Source organism: Geobacillus sp. GHH01, assembly GCF_000336445.1.
Classification (GTDB): domain Bacteria; phylum Bacillota; class Bacilli; order Bacillales; family Anoxybacillaceae; genus Geobacillus; species Geobacillus zalihae.
The window spans coordinates 1,390,366-1,406,464 of the sequence record NC_020210.1; the positions used below are offsets into that span (position 1 = coordinate 1,390,366).

At 49.8% G+C, this 16,099-nt stretch carries 12 protein-coding genes; 11 read left to right on the plus strand and 1 reads right to left on the minus strand.

All coding sequences use genetic code 11. The features are described 5' to 3' along the window. Positions 1-27: 27 nt before the first annotated feature. The gene (locus tag GHH_RS06895) at positions 28-915 is read right to left on the minus strand and encodes a LysR substrate-binding domain-containing protein (RefSeq protein WP_015374588.1); all 888 of its coding nucleotides are present in this window, start codon (positions 913-915) and stop codon (positions 28-30) included. 242 nt (positions 916-1,157) lie between these two features. Here GHH_RS06895 and GHH_RS06900 point away from each other — a divergent pair, with 242 nt between their 5' ends. The 11 genes from GHH_RS06900 to GHH_RS06950 all read left to right on the plus strand — a co-directional run bounded on the left by GHH_RS06900 (position 1,158) and on the right by GHH_RS06950 (position 15,996). After that, on the plus strand, positions 1,158-2,981 hold the full coding sequence (locus tag GHH_RS06900) for an assimilatory sulfite reductase (NADPH) flavoprotein subunit (protein ID WP_015374589.1): 1,824 nt from the start codon (positions 1,158-1,160) through the stop codon (positions 2,979-2,981). A gap of 25 nt (positions 2,982-3,006) precedes the next feature. Then, positions 3,007-4,728, plus strand: a complete 1,722-nt coding sequence (gene cysI / locus GHH_RS06905) for an assimilatory sulfite reductase (NADPH) hemoprotein subunit (protein WP_015374590.1) — start codon at positions 3,007-3,009, stop codon at positions 4,726-4,728. A gap of 136 nt (positions 4,729-4,864) precedes the next feature. Beyond that, the gene (locus GHH_RS06910) at positions 4,865-5,596 is read left to right on the plus strand and encodes a FadR/GntR family transcriptional regulator (protein ID WP_015374591.1); all 732 of its coding nucleotides are present in this window, start codon (positions 4,865-4,867) and stop codon (positions 5,594-5,596) included. A gap of 156 nt (positions 5,597-5,752) precedes the next feature. Beyond that, the gene (locus GHH_RS06915) at positions 5,753-6,763 is read left to right on the plus strand and encodes a mannonate dehydratase (RefSeq protein ID WP_015374592.1); all 1,011 of its coding nucleotides are present in this window, start codon (positions 5,753-5,755) and stop codon (positions 6,761-6,763) included. 22 nt (positions 6,764-6,785) lie between these two features. Then, entirely contained in the window at positions 6,786-8,102 is a 1,317-nt protein-coding gene (locus tag GHH_RS06920; protein ID WP_015374593.1) for an MFS transporter, read from the plus strand. A gap of 25 nt (positions 8,103-8,127) precedes the next feature. Then, positions 8,128-9,456: a glucarate dehydratase gene (gene gudD / locus GHH_RS06925; RefSeq protein ID WP_033005630.1), complete on the plus strand. Its 1,329-nt coding sequence runs from the start codon at positions 8,128-8,130 to the stop codon at positions 9,454-9,456. Positions 9,457-9,527: 71 nt separating this feature from the next. After that, on the plus strand, positions 9,528-11,045 hold the full coding sequence (gene garD, locus GHH_RS06930; protein ID WP_015374595.1) for a galactarate dehydratase: 1,518 nt from the start codon (positions 9,528-9,530) through the stop codon (positions 11,043-11,045). 52 nt (positions 11,046-11,097) lie between these two features. After that, a complete protein-coding gene (gene kdgD, locus GHH_RS06935) occupies positions 11,098-12,060 on the plus strand; it encodes a 5-dehydro-4-deoxyglucarate dehydratase (RefSeq protein ID WP_020755078.1) in 963 nt (320 codons plus the stop codon). A gap of 184 nt (positions 12,061-12,244) precedes the next feature. Then, a complete protein-coding gene (gene gucD, locus GHH_RS06940) occupies positions 12,245-13,711 on the plus strand; it encodes an alpha-ketoglutaric semialdehyde dehydrogenase GucD (RefSeq protein ID WP_015374598.1) in 1,467 nt (488 codons plus the stop codon). Positions 13,712-13,847: 136 nt separating this feature from the next. Beyond that, positions 13,848-14,429, plus strand: a complete 582-nt coding sequence (locus tag GHH_RS06945; RefSeq protein WP_015374599.1) for a Uma2 family endonuclease — start codon at positions 13,848-13,850, stop codon at positions 14,427-14,429. Positions 14,430-14,562: 133 nt separating this feature from the next. Beyond that, positions 14,563-15,996 (plus strand): sigma-54-dependent Fis family transcriptional regulator, encoded by a 1,434-nt coding sequence (locus GHH_RS06950; RefSeq protein ID WP_020278757.1) that lies wholly within the window; start codon positions 14,563-14,565, stop codon positions 15,994-15,996. The last annotated feature ends 103 nt before the right edge of the window (positions 15,997-16,099 follow it).

The window sequence follows — 16,099 nt, forward strand, 5'->3', positions numbered from 1 at the left end:
GGGCTGCCAAGCTTCTCCCCGTGTTTTTTAGGATCTACAATTGTGTTGCAACGTTTCAAGGAAGATACGTACATTTTGCTTGTTTTCCATAATCGGTGCACAAATATAGGAAAACATTCGGTAAAACGGTGGATGGTTCAAGTGAACGATGGACAGATGGCCGTGCTCGATGTCGCGGGCGACGACGCTGCGCGACAGCAAGGACAGGGCGTTGCCGTTGATCAGCGTTTCTTTAATGCCTTGGTTGCTGCTGATGATCATGAGCGATTGGATTTTCAGCCCGTTCGAGCGGATGAAATGGTTGAAATATTCCCTTGTTCCCGACCCGACTTCGCGCGCCACCCACGCCTCGTTTTGCAGCTCGCCGATCGTGACTTCGCCTTTTTGCGCTAGCTCGTGCCGCTTGGAGGCGACGATGACGAGCTCGTCTTGCATAAACGGGTGGACGGACAATTCTTTTTCGTTCGTTTGCCCTTCGATCAAGCCGATGTCGACTTGATACGATTTGACGAGTTCGACAATTTCTTTCGTGTTGCCGATCATCACCTCAAGCTCCAATTCTGGATAGCGCTTTTGGAAATCGGGCAAAAGCGGGGGCAAAATATACTCTCCAATCGTAAAGCTGGCGCCGATGGTCAATTTGCCTTTCACTGAGTGATGGTGCTCCAAAATGTCTTGCTTCGTTTGTTCATAGAGCGCCATCATTTGTTTGGCGCGATCGTACAAAAGTTCACCTGTCGGCGTCATGCGCAGCCGCTTCGGGGAGCGGATGAACAGTTTCGTCTGGAACTCCTTCTCTAAATTTTTAATGTGCAAGCTGACACTTGGCTGGGATAAATGGAGAATTTCCGCCGTCTTTGTGAAATTTTTCACTTCTGCTAACGTAATGAACGTCTTCAACTCGTCGTAATACATTGGCCAACCCCTCGCATGCAGCCTGACTGTTTTGTTGCGGATCATTATTAGTGATGTTAATAGTTTTAATAATTTATATTTATTTTACTAATGTTTTGTTTTGCGGTAAAGTGTAAATATGATATTTTGGATAAAGTATACTTTGTTTATAGGGATTAATGGAATTTGGCGTCCGCCCATGATGGCGGGTTAAGCAACGCCAATCGATTCCATCTTATTTTTATATTGTGAGGTGGACACCGTTGCAGCTGCAAGTAACCAACAGTCCGTTTAGCCAGGAGCAGATTGAGCTCTTGAACCGTTTGTTGCCGACGTTGACGCCAGCGCAAAAATTTTGGCTGAGCGGGTATTTGGCCGCCGCCGAGTCGGCCGCTGCTGTGCTTGACGCCGAAGCGCCCGCACTGCTTGTCGGGGGCGGGAAACCGGTTTCGAAAGAAGTGACCGTTCTGTACGGTTCGCAAACCGGCAATGCGCAAAAACTGGCCGAAAAAGCAGGCAAGGCGCTTAAGGAGCGCGGATTCGAGGCGAAAGTGTCGTCCATGCTTGACTTTAAGCCGAATGAATTGAAGAAAGTCGAGACGCTGCTCATCGTCGTGAGCACGCATGGGGAAGGCGATCCGCCAGACAACGCGGTGTCGTTTTACGAGTTTCTCCACAGCAAACGGGCGCCGAAGCTGAATCATTTGCGCTTTTCCGTCTTGGCGCTCGGCGATACGTCGTATGAACACTTTTGCCAGACGGGGAAAGATTTTGACAAGCGGCTCGAGGAGCTTGGGGGAGAGCGGTTTTATCCGCGCGTCGACTGTGACGTCGACTACGAGGAAGCGGCGGCGAAATGGCTTGACGGCGTGCTTGCCGAGCTGAGCAAGGGGATCAATGCCGAGGCCGCGCCAGTGTTGTCGGCCGCTGCGGCCGTGCCGAAAGCCGAACCGGCGGTCGTCTATTCGCGGAAAAATCCGTTCCCGGCTGAGGTGCTGGAAAACATCAACTTAAACGGCCGCGGATCGAACAAAGAAACGCGCCATCTCGAATTGTCTCTTGAAGGATCGGGGTTGAAGTATGAGCCGGGCGATGCGCTTGGCATCTTCCCGAAAAACGATCCGGAGCTTGTCGATCTCATCATTCAAGAAATGAAATGGAACCCGGAAGAAACGGTGACGATCGACAAAGACGGGGAAGTGCGGTCGCTCAAAGAAGCGCTCACGTCCCATTTTGAAATCACTGTGTTGACCAAAGCGCTGTTGCAAAAGCTTGCGCCGCTGTCGAAAAACAGCGAGCTTCAAGCGCTCGTTGCCCCAGGCAATGAGGCGAAGCTGAAAGAATACGCCAAAGGCCGCGACTTATTGGATGCGTTCCGCGACTTCGGCCCATGGGATGCGGCGCCGCAACAAGTCATCTCGATTTTGCGCAAAATGCCGCCGCGCCTGTACTCGATCGCGAGCAGCTTAGCGGCCTATCCAGATGAAGTGCACTTGACGATCGGCGCGGTCCGTTATGAGTCGCACGGCCGCCTGCGCAAAGGGGTGTGCTCGACGTTCTGCGCCGAACGCGTCCAAATCGGCGATACGTTGCCGGTCTTTGTGCAGCCGAACCCGAATTTTAAGCTGCCAAAAGACCCATCGACGCCAATCATTATGATCGGTCCAGGCACTGGGGTCGCGCCGTTCCGCGCTTTTATGCAAGAGCGTGAGGCGACAGGAGCCAACGGAAAATCGTGGCTCTTTTTCGGCGACCAACATTTTATGACCGACTTCCTGTATCAAACGGAATGGCTCGCATGGTTGAAAAGCGGTGTGCTGACTAAAATGGACGTCGCCTTCTCGCGCGATACGGAGCGAAAAATATACGTTCAACACCGGATGCTCGAGCGAAGCAAAGAGCTGTTCGGCTGGCTCGAGGATGGCGCCGTCGTCTACGTATGCGGCGACAAACAACACATGGCGCGCGACGTCCATCAGACGTTGATCGAGATTATCGAAAAAGAAGGCGGAATGAGCCGTGAACAGGCGGAAGCGTATGTCACGGAGATGCAAAAGCAAAAACGATACCAACGCGACGTCTATTAATCTCAAAGAAGGAGTGGAATCGGAAATGGCGAAAGTCGAGTTAAAAGCGCCGGACGGACCGCCAAGCGATGTGGAGCGCATCAAGCAGGAAAGCCGTTACTTGCGCGGCACGCTCGCGGAAACGATGGAAGACCCGCTCAGCGCAGGAATTCCAGAGGATGACAACCGGTTGATGAAATTCCACGGCAGCTATTTGCAAGACGACCGCGACGTGCGCACCGAGCGGCAAAAACAAAAACTGGAGCCTGCATACCAGTTCATGGTTCGCGTCCGCACGCCGGGCGGGGTGGCGACGCCGGAGCAGTGGCTTGTCATGGATGAGCTCGCCCGCAAGTATGCGAACGGCACGTTGAAGCTGACGACGCGCCAAGCGTTCCAATTGCACGGCGTCTTAAAATGGAACATGAAAAAAACGATGCAAGCCATTAACAACGCGCTGATGACGACGCTTGCGGCCTGCGGCGACGTCAACCGAAACGTCATGTGCAACCCGAACCCGTACCAATCGGAAGTGCATGCGGAAGTATATGAGTGGGCAAAGCTGATCAGCGACCATTTGTTGCCGCGGACGCGGGCGTACTACGAAATTTGGCTGGACGACGAGAAAGTGGCGGGCACGCCGGCGGTTGACGGCGAAGAAGAGCCGATTTACGGACCGACGTATTTGCCGCGGAAGTTTAAAATCGGCATCGCCGTCCCGCCGTCGAACGACGTCGATGTGTTCTCGCAAGACATCGGGTTCATCGCCATTGTCGAAGACGGCAAGCTTGCCGGGTTTAATGTCGCCATCGGCGGCGGCATGGGGATGACCCATGGGGACAAAACGACGTATCCGCAGCTTGCCAAGGTGATCGGCTTCTGCCGGCCGGATCAAGTGGTCGAGGTGGCGGAGAAAATTATGACCGTTCAGCGCGACTACGGCAACCGCTCATCGCGCAAACACGCTCGCTTTAAATACACGATCGACCGCCTTGGCCTTGAAACGGTGAAAGAAGAAATTGAGCGCCGCCTTGGCTGGAAGCTCGGCGAAGCGCGCCCGTACCATTTCGAGCATAGCGGCGACCGCTATGGCTGGGTCGAAGGCGTCAATGGGACATGGCACTTCACACTCTTTGTCGAAGGCGGACGCGTCAAAGACTACGACGATTACAAGCTGATGACCGGCCTGCGCGAAATCGCTAAAGTCCATACGGGCGATTTCCGGCTGACGCCAAACCAAAACTTGGTCATCGCTAACGTCACGAGCGAGAAAAAGCCGGAAATCGAGGCACTCATCGCCGAATACGGCTTGACCGACGGCCGCCGGTACACCGCCTTGCGCCGCAACGCGCTCGCCTGTGTCGCCTTGCCGACGTGCGGCTTGGCGATGGCGGAAGCGGAGCGCTACTTGCCGAAACTGCTCGATAAAATCGAGGAAATTATCGATGAAAACGGTTTGCGTGACGAAGAAATCACGATCCGCATGACGGGCTGTCCGAACGGCTGCGCCCGCCACGTGCTCGCAGAAATCGCCTTCGTCGGCAAAGCGGTCGGAAAATACAACATGTACCTCGGCGCTGCGTTCAACGGCACGCGCCTTGGCAAACTGTACCGCGAAAACATCGGCGAAGAAGAAATTTTGCGCGAACTGCGCGTTCTCCTATCCCGCTATGCGAAAGAGCGTCTTGACGGTGAACATTTCGGCGACTTCGTCATCCGCGCCGGCATCGTCAAAGAAGTGACGGATGGGACGAATTTTCATGATTGAGGGCGAATAATGGATCAAAACCAGCTTCTCCTTGGCGAAAATGAAAAGGAGGGGCTGGTTTTTATTGTAATTTCTATATTGTGAAGCGTTCGAATTTGTCTTACAATCATAATATAGTGAAGGGAAGGTGAGGAACATGAGTGAACACGACATATTTGTAAAATCGGTAAATCGAAATACGTTGTCCAAACAGGTCATTGAACAGATTGTTCAGCTTTTGGCAAGCGGTCAAGTGAAGCCAGGCGATAAATTGCCGCCAGAGATGGAATTGATGGAGAAGTTAGGGGTCAGCCGGCCTGTACTGCGCGAAGCGTTGAGCTCGCTTGAGACAATGGGGGTGATTACACGAAAGACGCGGGGCGGGACGTATTTTAACGACAAAATCGGCAGTGAGCCATTTTCGGTGATGTTGGCATTGTCGATCGACAATTTGCCTGCTATTATTGAAGCTCGAATGGCGTTAGAGTTGGGGCTTGTGACAATAGCTGCAGAAAAAATCACCGATGAGCAGCTCGAGCAATTGAAAGAAACGATTGATATGATCGCGGATAGCGAAGATGATAATTATGGAGTGTACGACAAGCGTTTCCATAAAATTATTGCGCTAAGCGCCAACAATCCTGTCGTAGAAGGCATGATTTTTTCTTTGCTCATCACTCATGAGAAAATGGATCGGCTCATTCGGACGCGCGATCGTGAGATAACAGTTGAACATCACTTGGCCATTTATCATGCTTTAAAGAAGCGAGACCCATATGAGGCTTTTGCGCAAATGTATCGGCATTTAAGCTTTGTAAGGGAAAAACTTTTGAGTTACGAGCAACAGTGGTTAGAAAACACAACAGTTTTGACCAGCGATCCAATGTAAGGGGAAAGGGCTTTTGCCCTTTTATTTTTTATTTTCGGAATTGACTATAAAATAAATTTGTATTACAATTTTACATGAATACAATATTACATATTTTTAGAGGGGAGGCTATATCGAAGAGGACATTTCGATTCATACGCAAAGGAGGAAGCGACGATGATGAAAATTTCAGTGACGGTTTATTCAACGGATTTGAGTGATGCGGAATTGAGACAGTTGAGTCAGCTTGGCGTCGATTGTATTGACTTTGGCAGCGGATCGGCATTTCGAGGGGTGAAAGAACAAGGATACCCGGATCTTGACGAACTGCTGAAACTGAAGCGGCGTTTGCGTTCTTTTGGACTTGACATCAACCGTGTCACACTTCCTGATTTAACAAAGAATTTTATGGAAGGGAACCATGATGGTGAAAAAGAGCTGGAAAATTCTGTTCAGGCGCTGAAAGTATTTGGCGAAGCAGGTATTCCAATTGTTAGACAGCGATTTGAAGGAGATACATTTCCGCATCTAACTGTAAAGTATCGAGCTTTGCACAGGGGAGGAGCCATCGCGCGCGGCGAAATGCTTCTGACGAACGAGATGAATGGTGAACAATTGGTAAAGTCGTTTGAAACAAATTGGAAGCGTTTTTGTGAAGCATATCGACGGCTTGTGCCGATTGCTGAGGAGTATGGGGTGTCCATTGGCATGCATCCATCCGATGTTCCTCATCCCGGCACTTTATTTGGCGGCCTTGGCTACCAGCGAATTATTGATGAATTTCCCAGCCGGCATGTCGGCTATATATATTGCATCGGGACGCGGGCAGAAGAGGGAGGGAGTTCGCTCGTCTATGATGAAATACGCCACTATGGGAGAAAAGGGCGAATTTTCCTCGTTCATTTCCGCAATGTCCGCGGCAGCTTGCCGACGACAAAAGCGTTTGAAGAGGCGTTGCTCGATGACGGCGATCTGAATATGTGCAGAATCTTGCTAGAATTATATAAAGTAGGCTTTCGTGGTTGCTTAAATCCAGATCATGTTCCGATTTTAGAAGGAGCCGCATATACAGAGCATCCTTCTTGGCCCAACACATGCATCCACTGGAGTTACAACAATGTTGGTTATGCCTATTCGATTGGATATATGAAAGCGCTGTTGGCGGCGTTGGTTGAGTTTGCAGGATAAAACGATTAGGGAGGGTCAGACAATGGGGGAGACGGTAAAAAGGACGAGAGTTCGCTATCTTATTTTAGCGATTTTATTTGTTGTAACCGCTATCAATTATATTGATCGTTCAGCGTTAAGCATCGCCGCTCCGGTGATGAAGGAAGATTTAGCATTGGATGCGGTCGCTTTAGGGTTTGCATTTTCAGCGTTCAACTGGGCGTATACGTTTATGCAAATTCCAAGCGGCTGGCTGCTTGATCGTTTTGGCACACGACTTGTGTATGGCATAGGGTTGTTTACATGGTCGCTGTTTACGGGACTGCAAGGGCTCGTTACTGGGTTTGCCATGTTGTTTTTATTCCGGTTTATTGTCGGGCTTGCCGAAGCTCCCTCGTTTCCTGGCAACAGCCGCCTGACAACGATGTGGTTTCCAACCAATGAGCGGGGGAAAGCGGTGGCCACTTACAATTCGTCTCAATATTTCGGGCTCGCTTTATTCACTCCCGTTTTAGCTTCTCTCCTCAATGTTTATGGGTGGCCAGCCATCTTTTATGTGGCAGGGGGAATGGGGATCATTTTGACGTTTGTTTGGTTTAAGCTGATCCATGATCCAAAGCGCCATCCGCTGGCCAATCAAAAAGAGCTTGAGTATATCGAACAAAGCGGAGCCTTAGTGGATGCGAGTGAACAAAAATCGCCTATTAAATGGTCGCACGCTCGCTTGTTGCTGACGAATCGACAAATGATCGGCATTTACATTGCCCAGTTTTCCTTAAATACGATCGTATGGTTTTTCTTAACATGGCTTCCAACGTATCTTGTGCAAGAAAAGCATTTATCCATTTTGAAAGCAGGTTTCGTTACATCGCTCACATATGCCGCTGCCTTCTTGGGTGGAATATTGGCCGGCTATTGGTCGGATTCGATGCTGAAGCGCGGCAAATCGCTGGCGGTGGCCCGAAAAACACCGATCATCATCGGTTTCCTGCTATCAAGCTGCATTTTATTGGCGAACTATACAAATTCGCCCGCGCTCATTGTTTTGATTTTATGTGTTTCGTTTTTCGCCAAAGGGATGGCAGGACTGACATGGACGCTGGTCGGGGATATGTCGCCAAAAGAGATCATTGGGCTCAGTGCAGGGATATTTAACACCTCTGGGAATTTGGCGGGGATTGTCACTCCCATTGTTGTAGGCTTTATTCTTGAACATACCCATTCGTTCAGCTACGCACTGCTGTTTATCGGCGTTGTGTTGTTGATTGGCGCACTGTCCTATATGTTTATCGTCAACAAAGTGGAGCGTTTGCAGCTTCCGCATGAGCAAGGGCAAACAGCGAAAAGTGTAAACGCTTAATTGGAAAGGGAGAGTCGAAGCGTTGATGAAAAGGAACGTTCCTGTTGTCACGGAAATGATCGTCATCCCGGTTGCAGGCTATGATAGCATGCTCCTTAACTTAAGTGGAGCTCATGCACCATTTTTCACACGAAACATTGTTTTGTTGAAAGACAACTATGGAAATATAGGAGCCGGAGAAGTGCCGGGGGGAGAAAAGATTCAAAAAACGCTAGAAGAAGCGAAACCTCTTGTTGTGGGAAGAGCGGTCAGCGATTACAAAAACATTTTGCGTCGGATATCCGAAACTTTTGGCGATCGAGATAAAACCGGCAGGGGAAACCAAACCTTTGACCTACGGACAACCGTACATGCCATAACAGCCATCGAAGCCGCACTGCTTGATTTGTTAGGGAAGTTTTTGGAAGTCCCAGTTGCAGCTTTGCTGGGTGAAGGGCAACAGCGGCAGTCGGTGAAAGTTCTCGGTTACTTGTTCTATATTGGAGACCGCAAGAAAACGGATTTGCCATATCGGGAACCGCAAGACCGGGATGGATGGTTCCGCTTGCGGGATGAAGAAGCATTGACAGCAGAAGCGATTGTTCAGCTCGCAGAAGCCGCCTATGAACAGTACGGATTCTCGGATTTTAAATTAAAGGGCGGCGTGATGCCGGGAGAGGAAGAAATAGAAGCTGTTGCGGCGCTAGCCAAACGGTTTCCTAAAGCGCGAATCACCTTGGATCCAAACGGGGCATGGCTATTGGAAGAAGCTATTCGTTTATGCCGGAATATGCATCATATCTTGGCTTACGCAGAAGATCCGTGCGGTGCTGAAAACGGCTATTCTGGGCGTGAAATATTGGCGGAATTCCGCAAAGCGACCGGCTTGCCGACAGCAACAAATATGATCGCTACGGACTGGAGGCAAATGGGGCACGCCATTCAGCTTCATGCCGTAGATATTCCGTTGGCTGATCCGCATTTTTGGACGATGCAAGGTTCCGTCCGTGTGGCGCAAATGTGTCATGAATGGGGATTGACATGGGGATCGCATTCCAACAACCATTTTGATATTTCGTTAGCCATGTTTACCCATGTTGCTGCTGCGGCGCCGGGAGAGATTACGGCGATTGACACGCATTGGATTTGGCAAGATGGGCAGCGATTAACGAAAGAGCCGTTTCAAATTGTGAATGGCCTGATTGATGTTCCCGATCGACCAGGTTTAGGGATTGAGATTGATATGGAGCGAATTGAAGAAGCGCATCAGCTGTATCAAAAATGGGGAAGAGGAGCTCGCGACGACGCCATGGCTATGCAGTACTTAATTCCTGGATGGACCTTTCATCCGAAAAAGCCTTGTCTCGTCCGCTAGCGATCATTTTTCCTAAAGGTCATGGATGATCCACGGCCTTTAGGAATCCATTTTTTATGGAGGGATGTTCGATGGTGAAACAAATGCCTCTTTATATTAAGGTGAATGATCGGGATAATGTTGCTATTGTAGCCAATGCCGGCGGATTGACGAAAGGGACGCGTTTTCCGTGTGGATTGACGCTGATGGAAGATATTCCTCAAGGGCATAAAGTTGCTTTAGCAGATTTTCGTGAAGGCGATCCCATTGTCCGCTACGGGGAAGTGATCGGTTACGCGCAAAAACGCATTCAAAAAGGAGAATGGGTCAAAGAATCGTCCATTCGTCTTCCACATCCGCCAGATTTGCACCAGTTGCCCATCGCGACGAAAACGCCTGTCGCTTTACCACCGTTAGAAGGGTACACCTTTCAAGGTTATCGGAATGCTGATGGCAGTTTTGGCACGCGCAATCTTTTAGGTATTACGACAAGTGTTCAATGTGTTGCAGGGGTGTTGGATATTGCAGTGCAGCGAATCAAGAAGGAGTTGCTTCCCAAATATCCAAATGTGGACGATGTCGTGGCATTGGAGCATCATTACGGTTGCGGCGTAGCCATCCATGCGCCGGAAGCCGTGATCCCGATTCGCACATTGCAAAACCTTTCGACCCATCCTAACTTTGGCGGCGAAGTGCTCGTCGTCGGGCTTGGATGTGAGAAATTATCGCCGCAGTCGCTCAATGCCAAAGGAGAAGAGGACAGTCTTGTCGTTTTGCAGGATTATCAAGGATTTGCGGATATGATTGAGACTATTATGAGAAAAGCAGAGGAGCGGCTAAAACGGTTAAATGAACGTCAACGTCAGGAATGTCCTCTTTCTGGGTTAGTGGTTGGACTGCAATGCGGCGGCAGTGATGCTTTTTCCGGTGTGACGGCGAATCCTGCGGTCGGCTACGCGGCCGATTTGCTTGTTCGCGCCGGAGCGACTGTACTGTTTTCCGAGGTGACAGAAGTCAGAGACGCGGTTCATTTGCTGACACCAAGAGTTGTCGATGAACAAGTAGGACATGCGCTCATTCGAGAAATGGAATGGTACGACCGATACTTGCAACGGGGAGAAGCTGACCGAAGCGCCAACCCGTCGCCTGGAAATAAAAAAGGCGGACTTTCCAATATTGTGGAAAAAGCATTAGGATCGATTGCGAAATCGGGAAGCAGCGCTATTGTTGATGTGTTGCCCCCTGGCGAAAGGGTGAAGAAACAAGGTCTTGTGTTTGCGGCCACTCCGGCCAGCGATTTTGTATGCGGAACGCTACAGTTGGCAGCTGGAATGAATGTGCATGTGTTTACAACAGGAAGAGGAACGCCTTATGGTTTAGCCATGGCTCCAGTCGTTAAAGTGGCGACGCGGACGGAATTGGCGACGCAATGGCATGATTTAATTGATATTGATGCCGGAAGAATTGCCACGGGAACAGCAACGATAGAAGAGATTGGATGGGAAATTTTCCGTTTTATCATTGATACCGCGAGCGGAAAGCGCACAAAGGCAGAACAGCACGGCATACACAATGATTTATGTTTATTTAATCCAGCCCCGCTGACGTAATATAGATTGATATTATATTAAATTTGTCTTACAATAAAATTGTAATATAAATATGTTTTGTGGAGAGGGGAAGGAATCAGTGGCAAGAAACGCGAATAAACACATACCAAATGGAATTTTAGGATTTCCGGTTACACCGATGCGCGAAAATGGAGAGATAGATTTCCAAGCTTTGGAGCGGAATATCCAATTTTTACTTAAAGAGGGGTTAAACGCCGTTTTCATTGCTTGTGGATCTGGAGAATTTCAATCGCTTAGCGAAAAAGAGTACGAGGCAATGGTGGAAGCAGCCGTGTCGATCGTTGGTGGGAAGGTTCCTGTGTATACGGGGGTTGGAGGAAATATTATCTATGCACTTCGATTGGCGGAGATTTCCGAAAGGAAAGGAGCAGACGGATATTTGATTTTGCCGCCTTATTTAATTGAACCCCATCAGGAAGGGCTATACGAATATATTTCTGCGATTGTCAAAAGCACATCGCTCAACGCCATTGTCTATCAGCGGGCCAATAGTGTATTAACAGTCGAGACGCTCCAAAAATTGCTTCACTATCCGCAAATTGTCGGCTTGAAAGACGGCACGGGAAATATGGAATTGAACATTGAAATCACTCAAACGATCGGCTCACGGCTGCATTATTTGAACGGCATGCCAATGGCAGAGGTGACGATGCCCGCTTATATTCAGCTAGGATTTACCAGCTATTCATCAGCGATTTCCAATTACATTCCTCATATTTCTAGGTTGTTTTATCAGGCGCTGCTTGACGGTGACAAGGCGTTGTTAGGAGAGCTTTATGAGCATGTTATCCTTCCGATCCATCGCATTCGGAAGCAACGAAAAGGATACGAAGTCGCTCTTGTCAAAGCGGGGATGGAAATTGTCGGCCTGCCGGTCGGGCCATATGTCCGTCCGCCTATCGTCCGCGTGGAAAAGGAACATTACCGGCAATTAGAAGCGATCATTCAAACCGCGTTTGAACGATTCCCAAAAAAAGTAGGGCAACGTTCATGACGGTGATGTGGAGAGTGTTCTAAATGTGGATTATTACCTTGTACGCACCGGATGGCAGTTTCAAAATGTTTGAGTTTGATTGTGAACAGGAAGCGAGGCAATATTTCCGAAACATGACAGGAACGAAAATTCTTTCTCAAATCATATACGGTAGCAATCTTATTTATGGAAAGGAGAAGGTGCAATGACGGTACGCACAAAGCAACAAACATACTTGAACTACATCAACGGACAATGGGTCCCTTCTGCATCCGGGAAAACAGAAGCGAGCCTCAACCCAGCCGACATCGATGACATCGTCGGCTATGTCCAAGAGTCTAGTGCGGAAGATGTAAACGCCGCGGTGGAGGCGGCGCGGCGGGCGCAGGCGGCATGGCGGAAGTTATCCGGCCCGAAACGCGGAGAGTATTTGTTCCGCGCGGCTGACGTTCTTGAGAAACGGCTTGACGAGATCGCGGAAACGATGACAAGGGAAATGGGAAAAACGCTCCCGGAAGCGAAAGGGGAGGTGCAGCGGGGAGTCAATATTTTGCGCTACTACGCTGGAGAGGGGATGCGATCGATCGGTGAGGTCATTCCATCCACGGACAGCGAAGCGTTGATGTTTACGACGCGCGTGCCTCTTGGCGTGGTCGGGGTCATCACGCCGTGGAACTTTCCAGTCGCGATTCCGATTTGGAAAATCGCACCCGCCATCGTCTATGGAAACACGGTGGTGTTTAAGCCGGCGCAGGAAACGGCGGTCACGGCAGCGAAAATCGTGGAATGCTTTGACGAGGCGGGGCTGCCGGCCGGTGTGGTGAATTTGGTGACAGGCAAAGGATCGGTCATCGGCAATGCGATCGCCGAACACCCTCACATTCACGGCATCACCTTCACCGGCTCCAATGAAGTCGGCAAAACGATCGCCCAAAAAGCGGTGGCCCGAGGGGCGAAATACCAGCTGGAAATGGGCGGAAAGAATCCGGTGATCGTGCTCGAGGACGCTGATCTTGATCGCGCCGTCGAAGCAACGATCAGCGGCGGGCTGCGCTCCACGGGACAAAAATGCACGGCGACAAGCCGCGTGTTCGTCCAGCGCACCGTCTATGATCAATTTAAGGAAAAATTGTTGGCAAAAGTGAAGCAGCTGAACATCGGCAATGGACTCGAGGACGGCGTTTGGATGGGGCCGTGCGCCAGCCAAAAGCAGCTCGAGACGGTCCTTTCTTATATCCAAAAAGGAATCGAAGAAGGGGCGACGCTCGTTTACGGAGGCCAACGTTTGACGGATGGGGAACGGGCAAAAGGGTTTTATGTGCAGCCGACCATCTTTGAAAACGTGTCGCCCGACATGACGATCGCTCGCGAGGAAATTTTCGGGCCGGTGTTGGCGTTAATCAAAGTGGATTCGCTGGAAGAAGCGCTTTCTCTCGCCAATGACACACCGTTTGGATTGAGCGCCTCGATTTTCACGCAAAATATCGGCAAGATGCTCGCGTTCATCCAAGACATCGAGGCCGGGCTCGTCCGGATCAATGAAGAAAGCGCAGGAGTCGAACTGCAAGCGCCGTTTGGCGGGATGAAGCAGTCGAGCTCCCACTCGCGTGAGCAAGGGCGGGCAGCCATCGAGTTTTTCACGGCGATGAAAACGGTGTTGGTCAAAGGATAAGAAATGGAGCAAAGTGCGCTGCCGTTTAGGCAGGGCGCTTTTTTTTTAGCGTCAAGCCATTGGTGAAGGCGATTGTCGGCGAGCAAACGGTTTGCTTACAATAGAAGAAAGAGCATGTGCAGGGAGGGAGAACGGCATGAGCCAACCAGGCGAACAACGCCGGTATACGCTCGGCGAGTTTTTTTCTTTGGCTGGAGATGAGCGGATGGAGCTGTACGAAGGAACGATTGTGTTGATGTCCCCAGCTCCTTATGAGCATGAAGGGGTGGTCGCCAATTTGATTGCCGAGTTTCGCATGGCGTTAAAAGGAAGTCCTTGTCTTGTGTTCGGCAGCAACCTCCAAGTCGTCCTTTTGTTTGAAGATGAACAAAAAGGAACGAAAAATGTAACGGTGCTGCCCGACCTATCTATTATTGGTGATCGAACGAAACTGTGCCAAGGTCGGTGTTACGGCGCCCCCGACCTAGTGGTGGAAGTGTTGTCGCCAAGCACCGCCCGCAACGACCGGCTGCTGAAGCGCCATTATTATGAGAAGGCGGGAGTCCGTGAGTATTGGATTGTCGATTATCAGCACCAGGTGATGGAAAAATACGTTTGGCAATCGGGAGCGTTTCAGCTAGAAGACGTGTACGATGCAGCCAACGGGGCGGCTGCATCGACCACGTTTCCCGAGGTGCGCTTTTCCGTGAAGGAGATTTTTGCGTTTTTGACGTCGTGAAGAGCGGTGAAGCTGCATACAAAATAACAACAAACACGTTTCGCTCCAGAAGTCTGCTGTTGCTTGGCTGATAGAAACGCTTAGAAATCAAAGACAAAGGGGAGAAATAGCTTTTTTCTTTGTGGAAGGGGGAATGAAAGTGGTGAGTCGTTTCGACAAGCTCGTCAAAGATGCTGATGGACAAGCGCAATGGCTGTTCGCCATTCTTCAGTCCGTCCATGACGGCGTACTAGTGATCGATGACTGTGAGGTTGTGCGCCTTGTCAATCCGGAGTATACACGCATAACAGGTGTGAAGGAAAACGAGATTATAGGTAAACGGCTGCGCGATGTGCGGCCTAACGCCCTTCTCCCAGAAACGTTGAAGGACGGGAAAGTGAGAACCGGGGTGTACCGCAAGGAAGGTTCCAATGAGTATGTCGTTGATATGGCACCGATTGTTGTCCATGGCCAAGTGATTGGAGCGGTATCAGTTTGCAAAGGGCTGACGGAAGTGCACAAATTGACGCAGGAGCTGAAGCGAAACAAAGAAAGATTGAATGAATTGAAAAGGACCGTCTATTCGATTTATCGGGCTACTTATACGTTTGCGCATATCATCGGCCATAATGACAAGATCAAGGAAATGATCCGTATCGCGAAACGGGCGGCAGAGTCGGACTTGCCAGTGTTAATTATGGGGGAAAGTGGAACCGGCAAGGAACTGTTTGCTCAGGCGATTCACCAGGAGGGTCCGCGTGCTGAACATCCATTTGTTCCTGTAAATTGTGCGGCCATTCCTGCCGCTTTGCTGGAAAGCGAATTGTTCGGCTATGTGGAGGGATCGTTTACACATGCGAAAAAAGGAGGGAAAATCGGGCTGTTTGAACTGGCGGACGGGGGAACGATTTTTTTGGACGAAATCGGGGATCTTCCGTATGATTTGCAAGCAAAGCTATTGCGTGTGCTGCAAGAAAAGACAATTCGCAAAGTTGGAGATACACACGAAAGGAGGATTGACGTGCGCATCATTGCCGCAACAAATAAGGATTTGCGCCAGCTTGTAGCAAAGCAGTATTTTCGGGAAGACCTGTTTTATCGCCTTCATGTAATTACGCTTCATCTCCCCCCGCTCCGTGAGCGGAAGGAAGATATCCCTCTTTTGGCTCATTCTATAATACAAGCCTCAGGTGGTGGGGGACAGCGTCCTGTTTGCTCAATCAGCCAGGCTGCAATGGCTTTGTTGCAATCATACGATTGGCCTGGAAATATAAGAGAATTAAAAAACGTGATTGATTATGCCATTTGCATGACTGATGGAATGGAAATTGATCTGCATCATCTTCCCCCATCGATCATGAAAGACCCGGAGGTTTTCCGTTCCTCTACATCGATCCAACCGTTACGAAAGATGCTTGAAGAAACAGAAAAGCGTTTGATTGTCGAAGCGCTTCGTCAGTTTGGCACCGATGTACAAGGGAAGAAACAAGCGGCTAAAGAGCTTGGCGTGTCACTCGCCACGTTGTATAACAAATTGAAAAAGTTAGGGATTTCCGAGGATTTGCCTTCTTCTGCTCCTAACGGATGATAAATATTAGAGGGGAGCTGTGGTGAAGCAAATATTCTTGATTTGTAAGCGCTATCCACTAAACCTTGCCTGTTAAGGTTTTTCTTTTTTGGCAATCAATCGC

What these genes read in the sequence shown, in the direction of transcription:
- GHH_RS06895 (WP_015374588.1), bottom strand. Translation starts at nt 915, where the DNA reads ATGTATTACGACGAGTTGAAGACGTTCATTACGTTAGCAGAAGTGAAA.
- cysI (WP_015374590.1), top strand. Translation starts at nt 3,007, where the DNA reads ATGGCGAAAGTCGAGTTAAAAGCGCCGGACGGACCGCCAAGCGATGTG.
- GHH_RS06910 (WP_015374591.1), top strand. Translation starts at nt 4,865, where the DNA reads ATGAGTGAACACGACATATTTGTAAAATCGGTAAATCGAAATACGTTG.
- GHH_RS06915 (WP_015374592.1), top strand. Translation starts at nt 5,753, where the DNA reads ATGATGAAAATTTCAGTGACGGTTTATTCAACGGATTTGAGTGATGCG.
- GHH_RS06920 (WP_015374593.1), top strand. Translation starts at nt 6,786, where the DNA reads ATGGGGGAGACGGTAAAAAGGACGAGAGTTCGCTATCTTATTTTAGCG.
- gudD (WP_033005630.1), top strand. Translation starts at nt 8,128, where the DNA reads ATGAAAAGGAACGTTCCTGTTGTCACGGAAATGATCGTCATCCCGGTT.
- garD (WP_015374595.1), top strand. Translation starts at nt 9,528, where the DNA reads ATGGTGAAACAAATGCCTCTTTATATTAAGGTGAATGATCGGGATAAT.
- kdgD (WP_020755078.1), top strand. Translation starts at nt 11,098, where the DNA reads ATGTTTTGTGGAGAGGGGAAGGAATCAGTGGCAAGAAACGCGAATAAA.
- gucD (WP_015374598.1), top strand. Translation starts at nt 12,245, where the DNA reads ATGACGGTACGCACAAAGCAACAAACATACTTGAACTACATCAACGGA.
- GHH_RS06945 (WP_015374599.1), top strand. Translation starts at nt 13,848, where the DNA reads ATGAGCCAACCAGGCGAACAACGCCGGTATACGCTCGGCGAGTTTTTT.
- GHH_RS06950 (WP_020278757.1), top strand. Translation starts at nt 14,563, where the DNA reads ATGAAAGTGGTGAGTCGTTTCGACAAGCTCGTCAAAGATGCTGATGGA.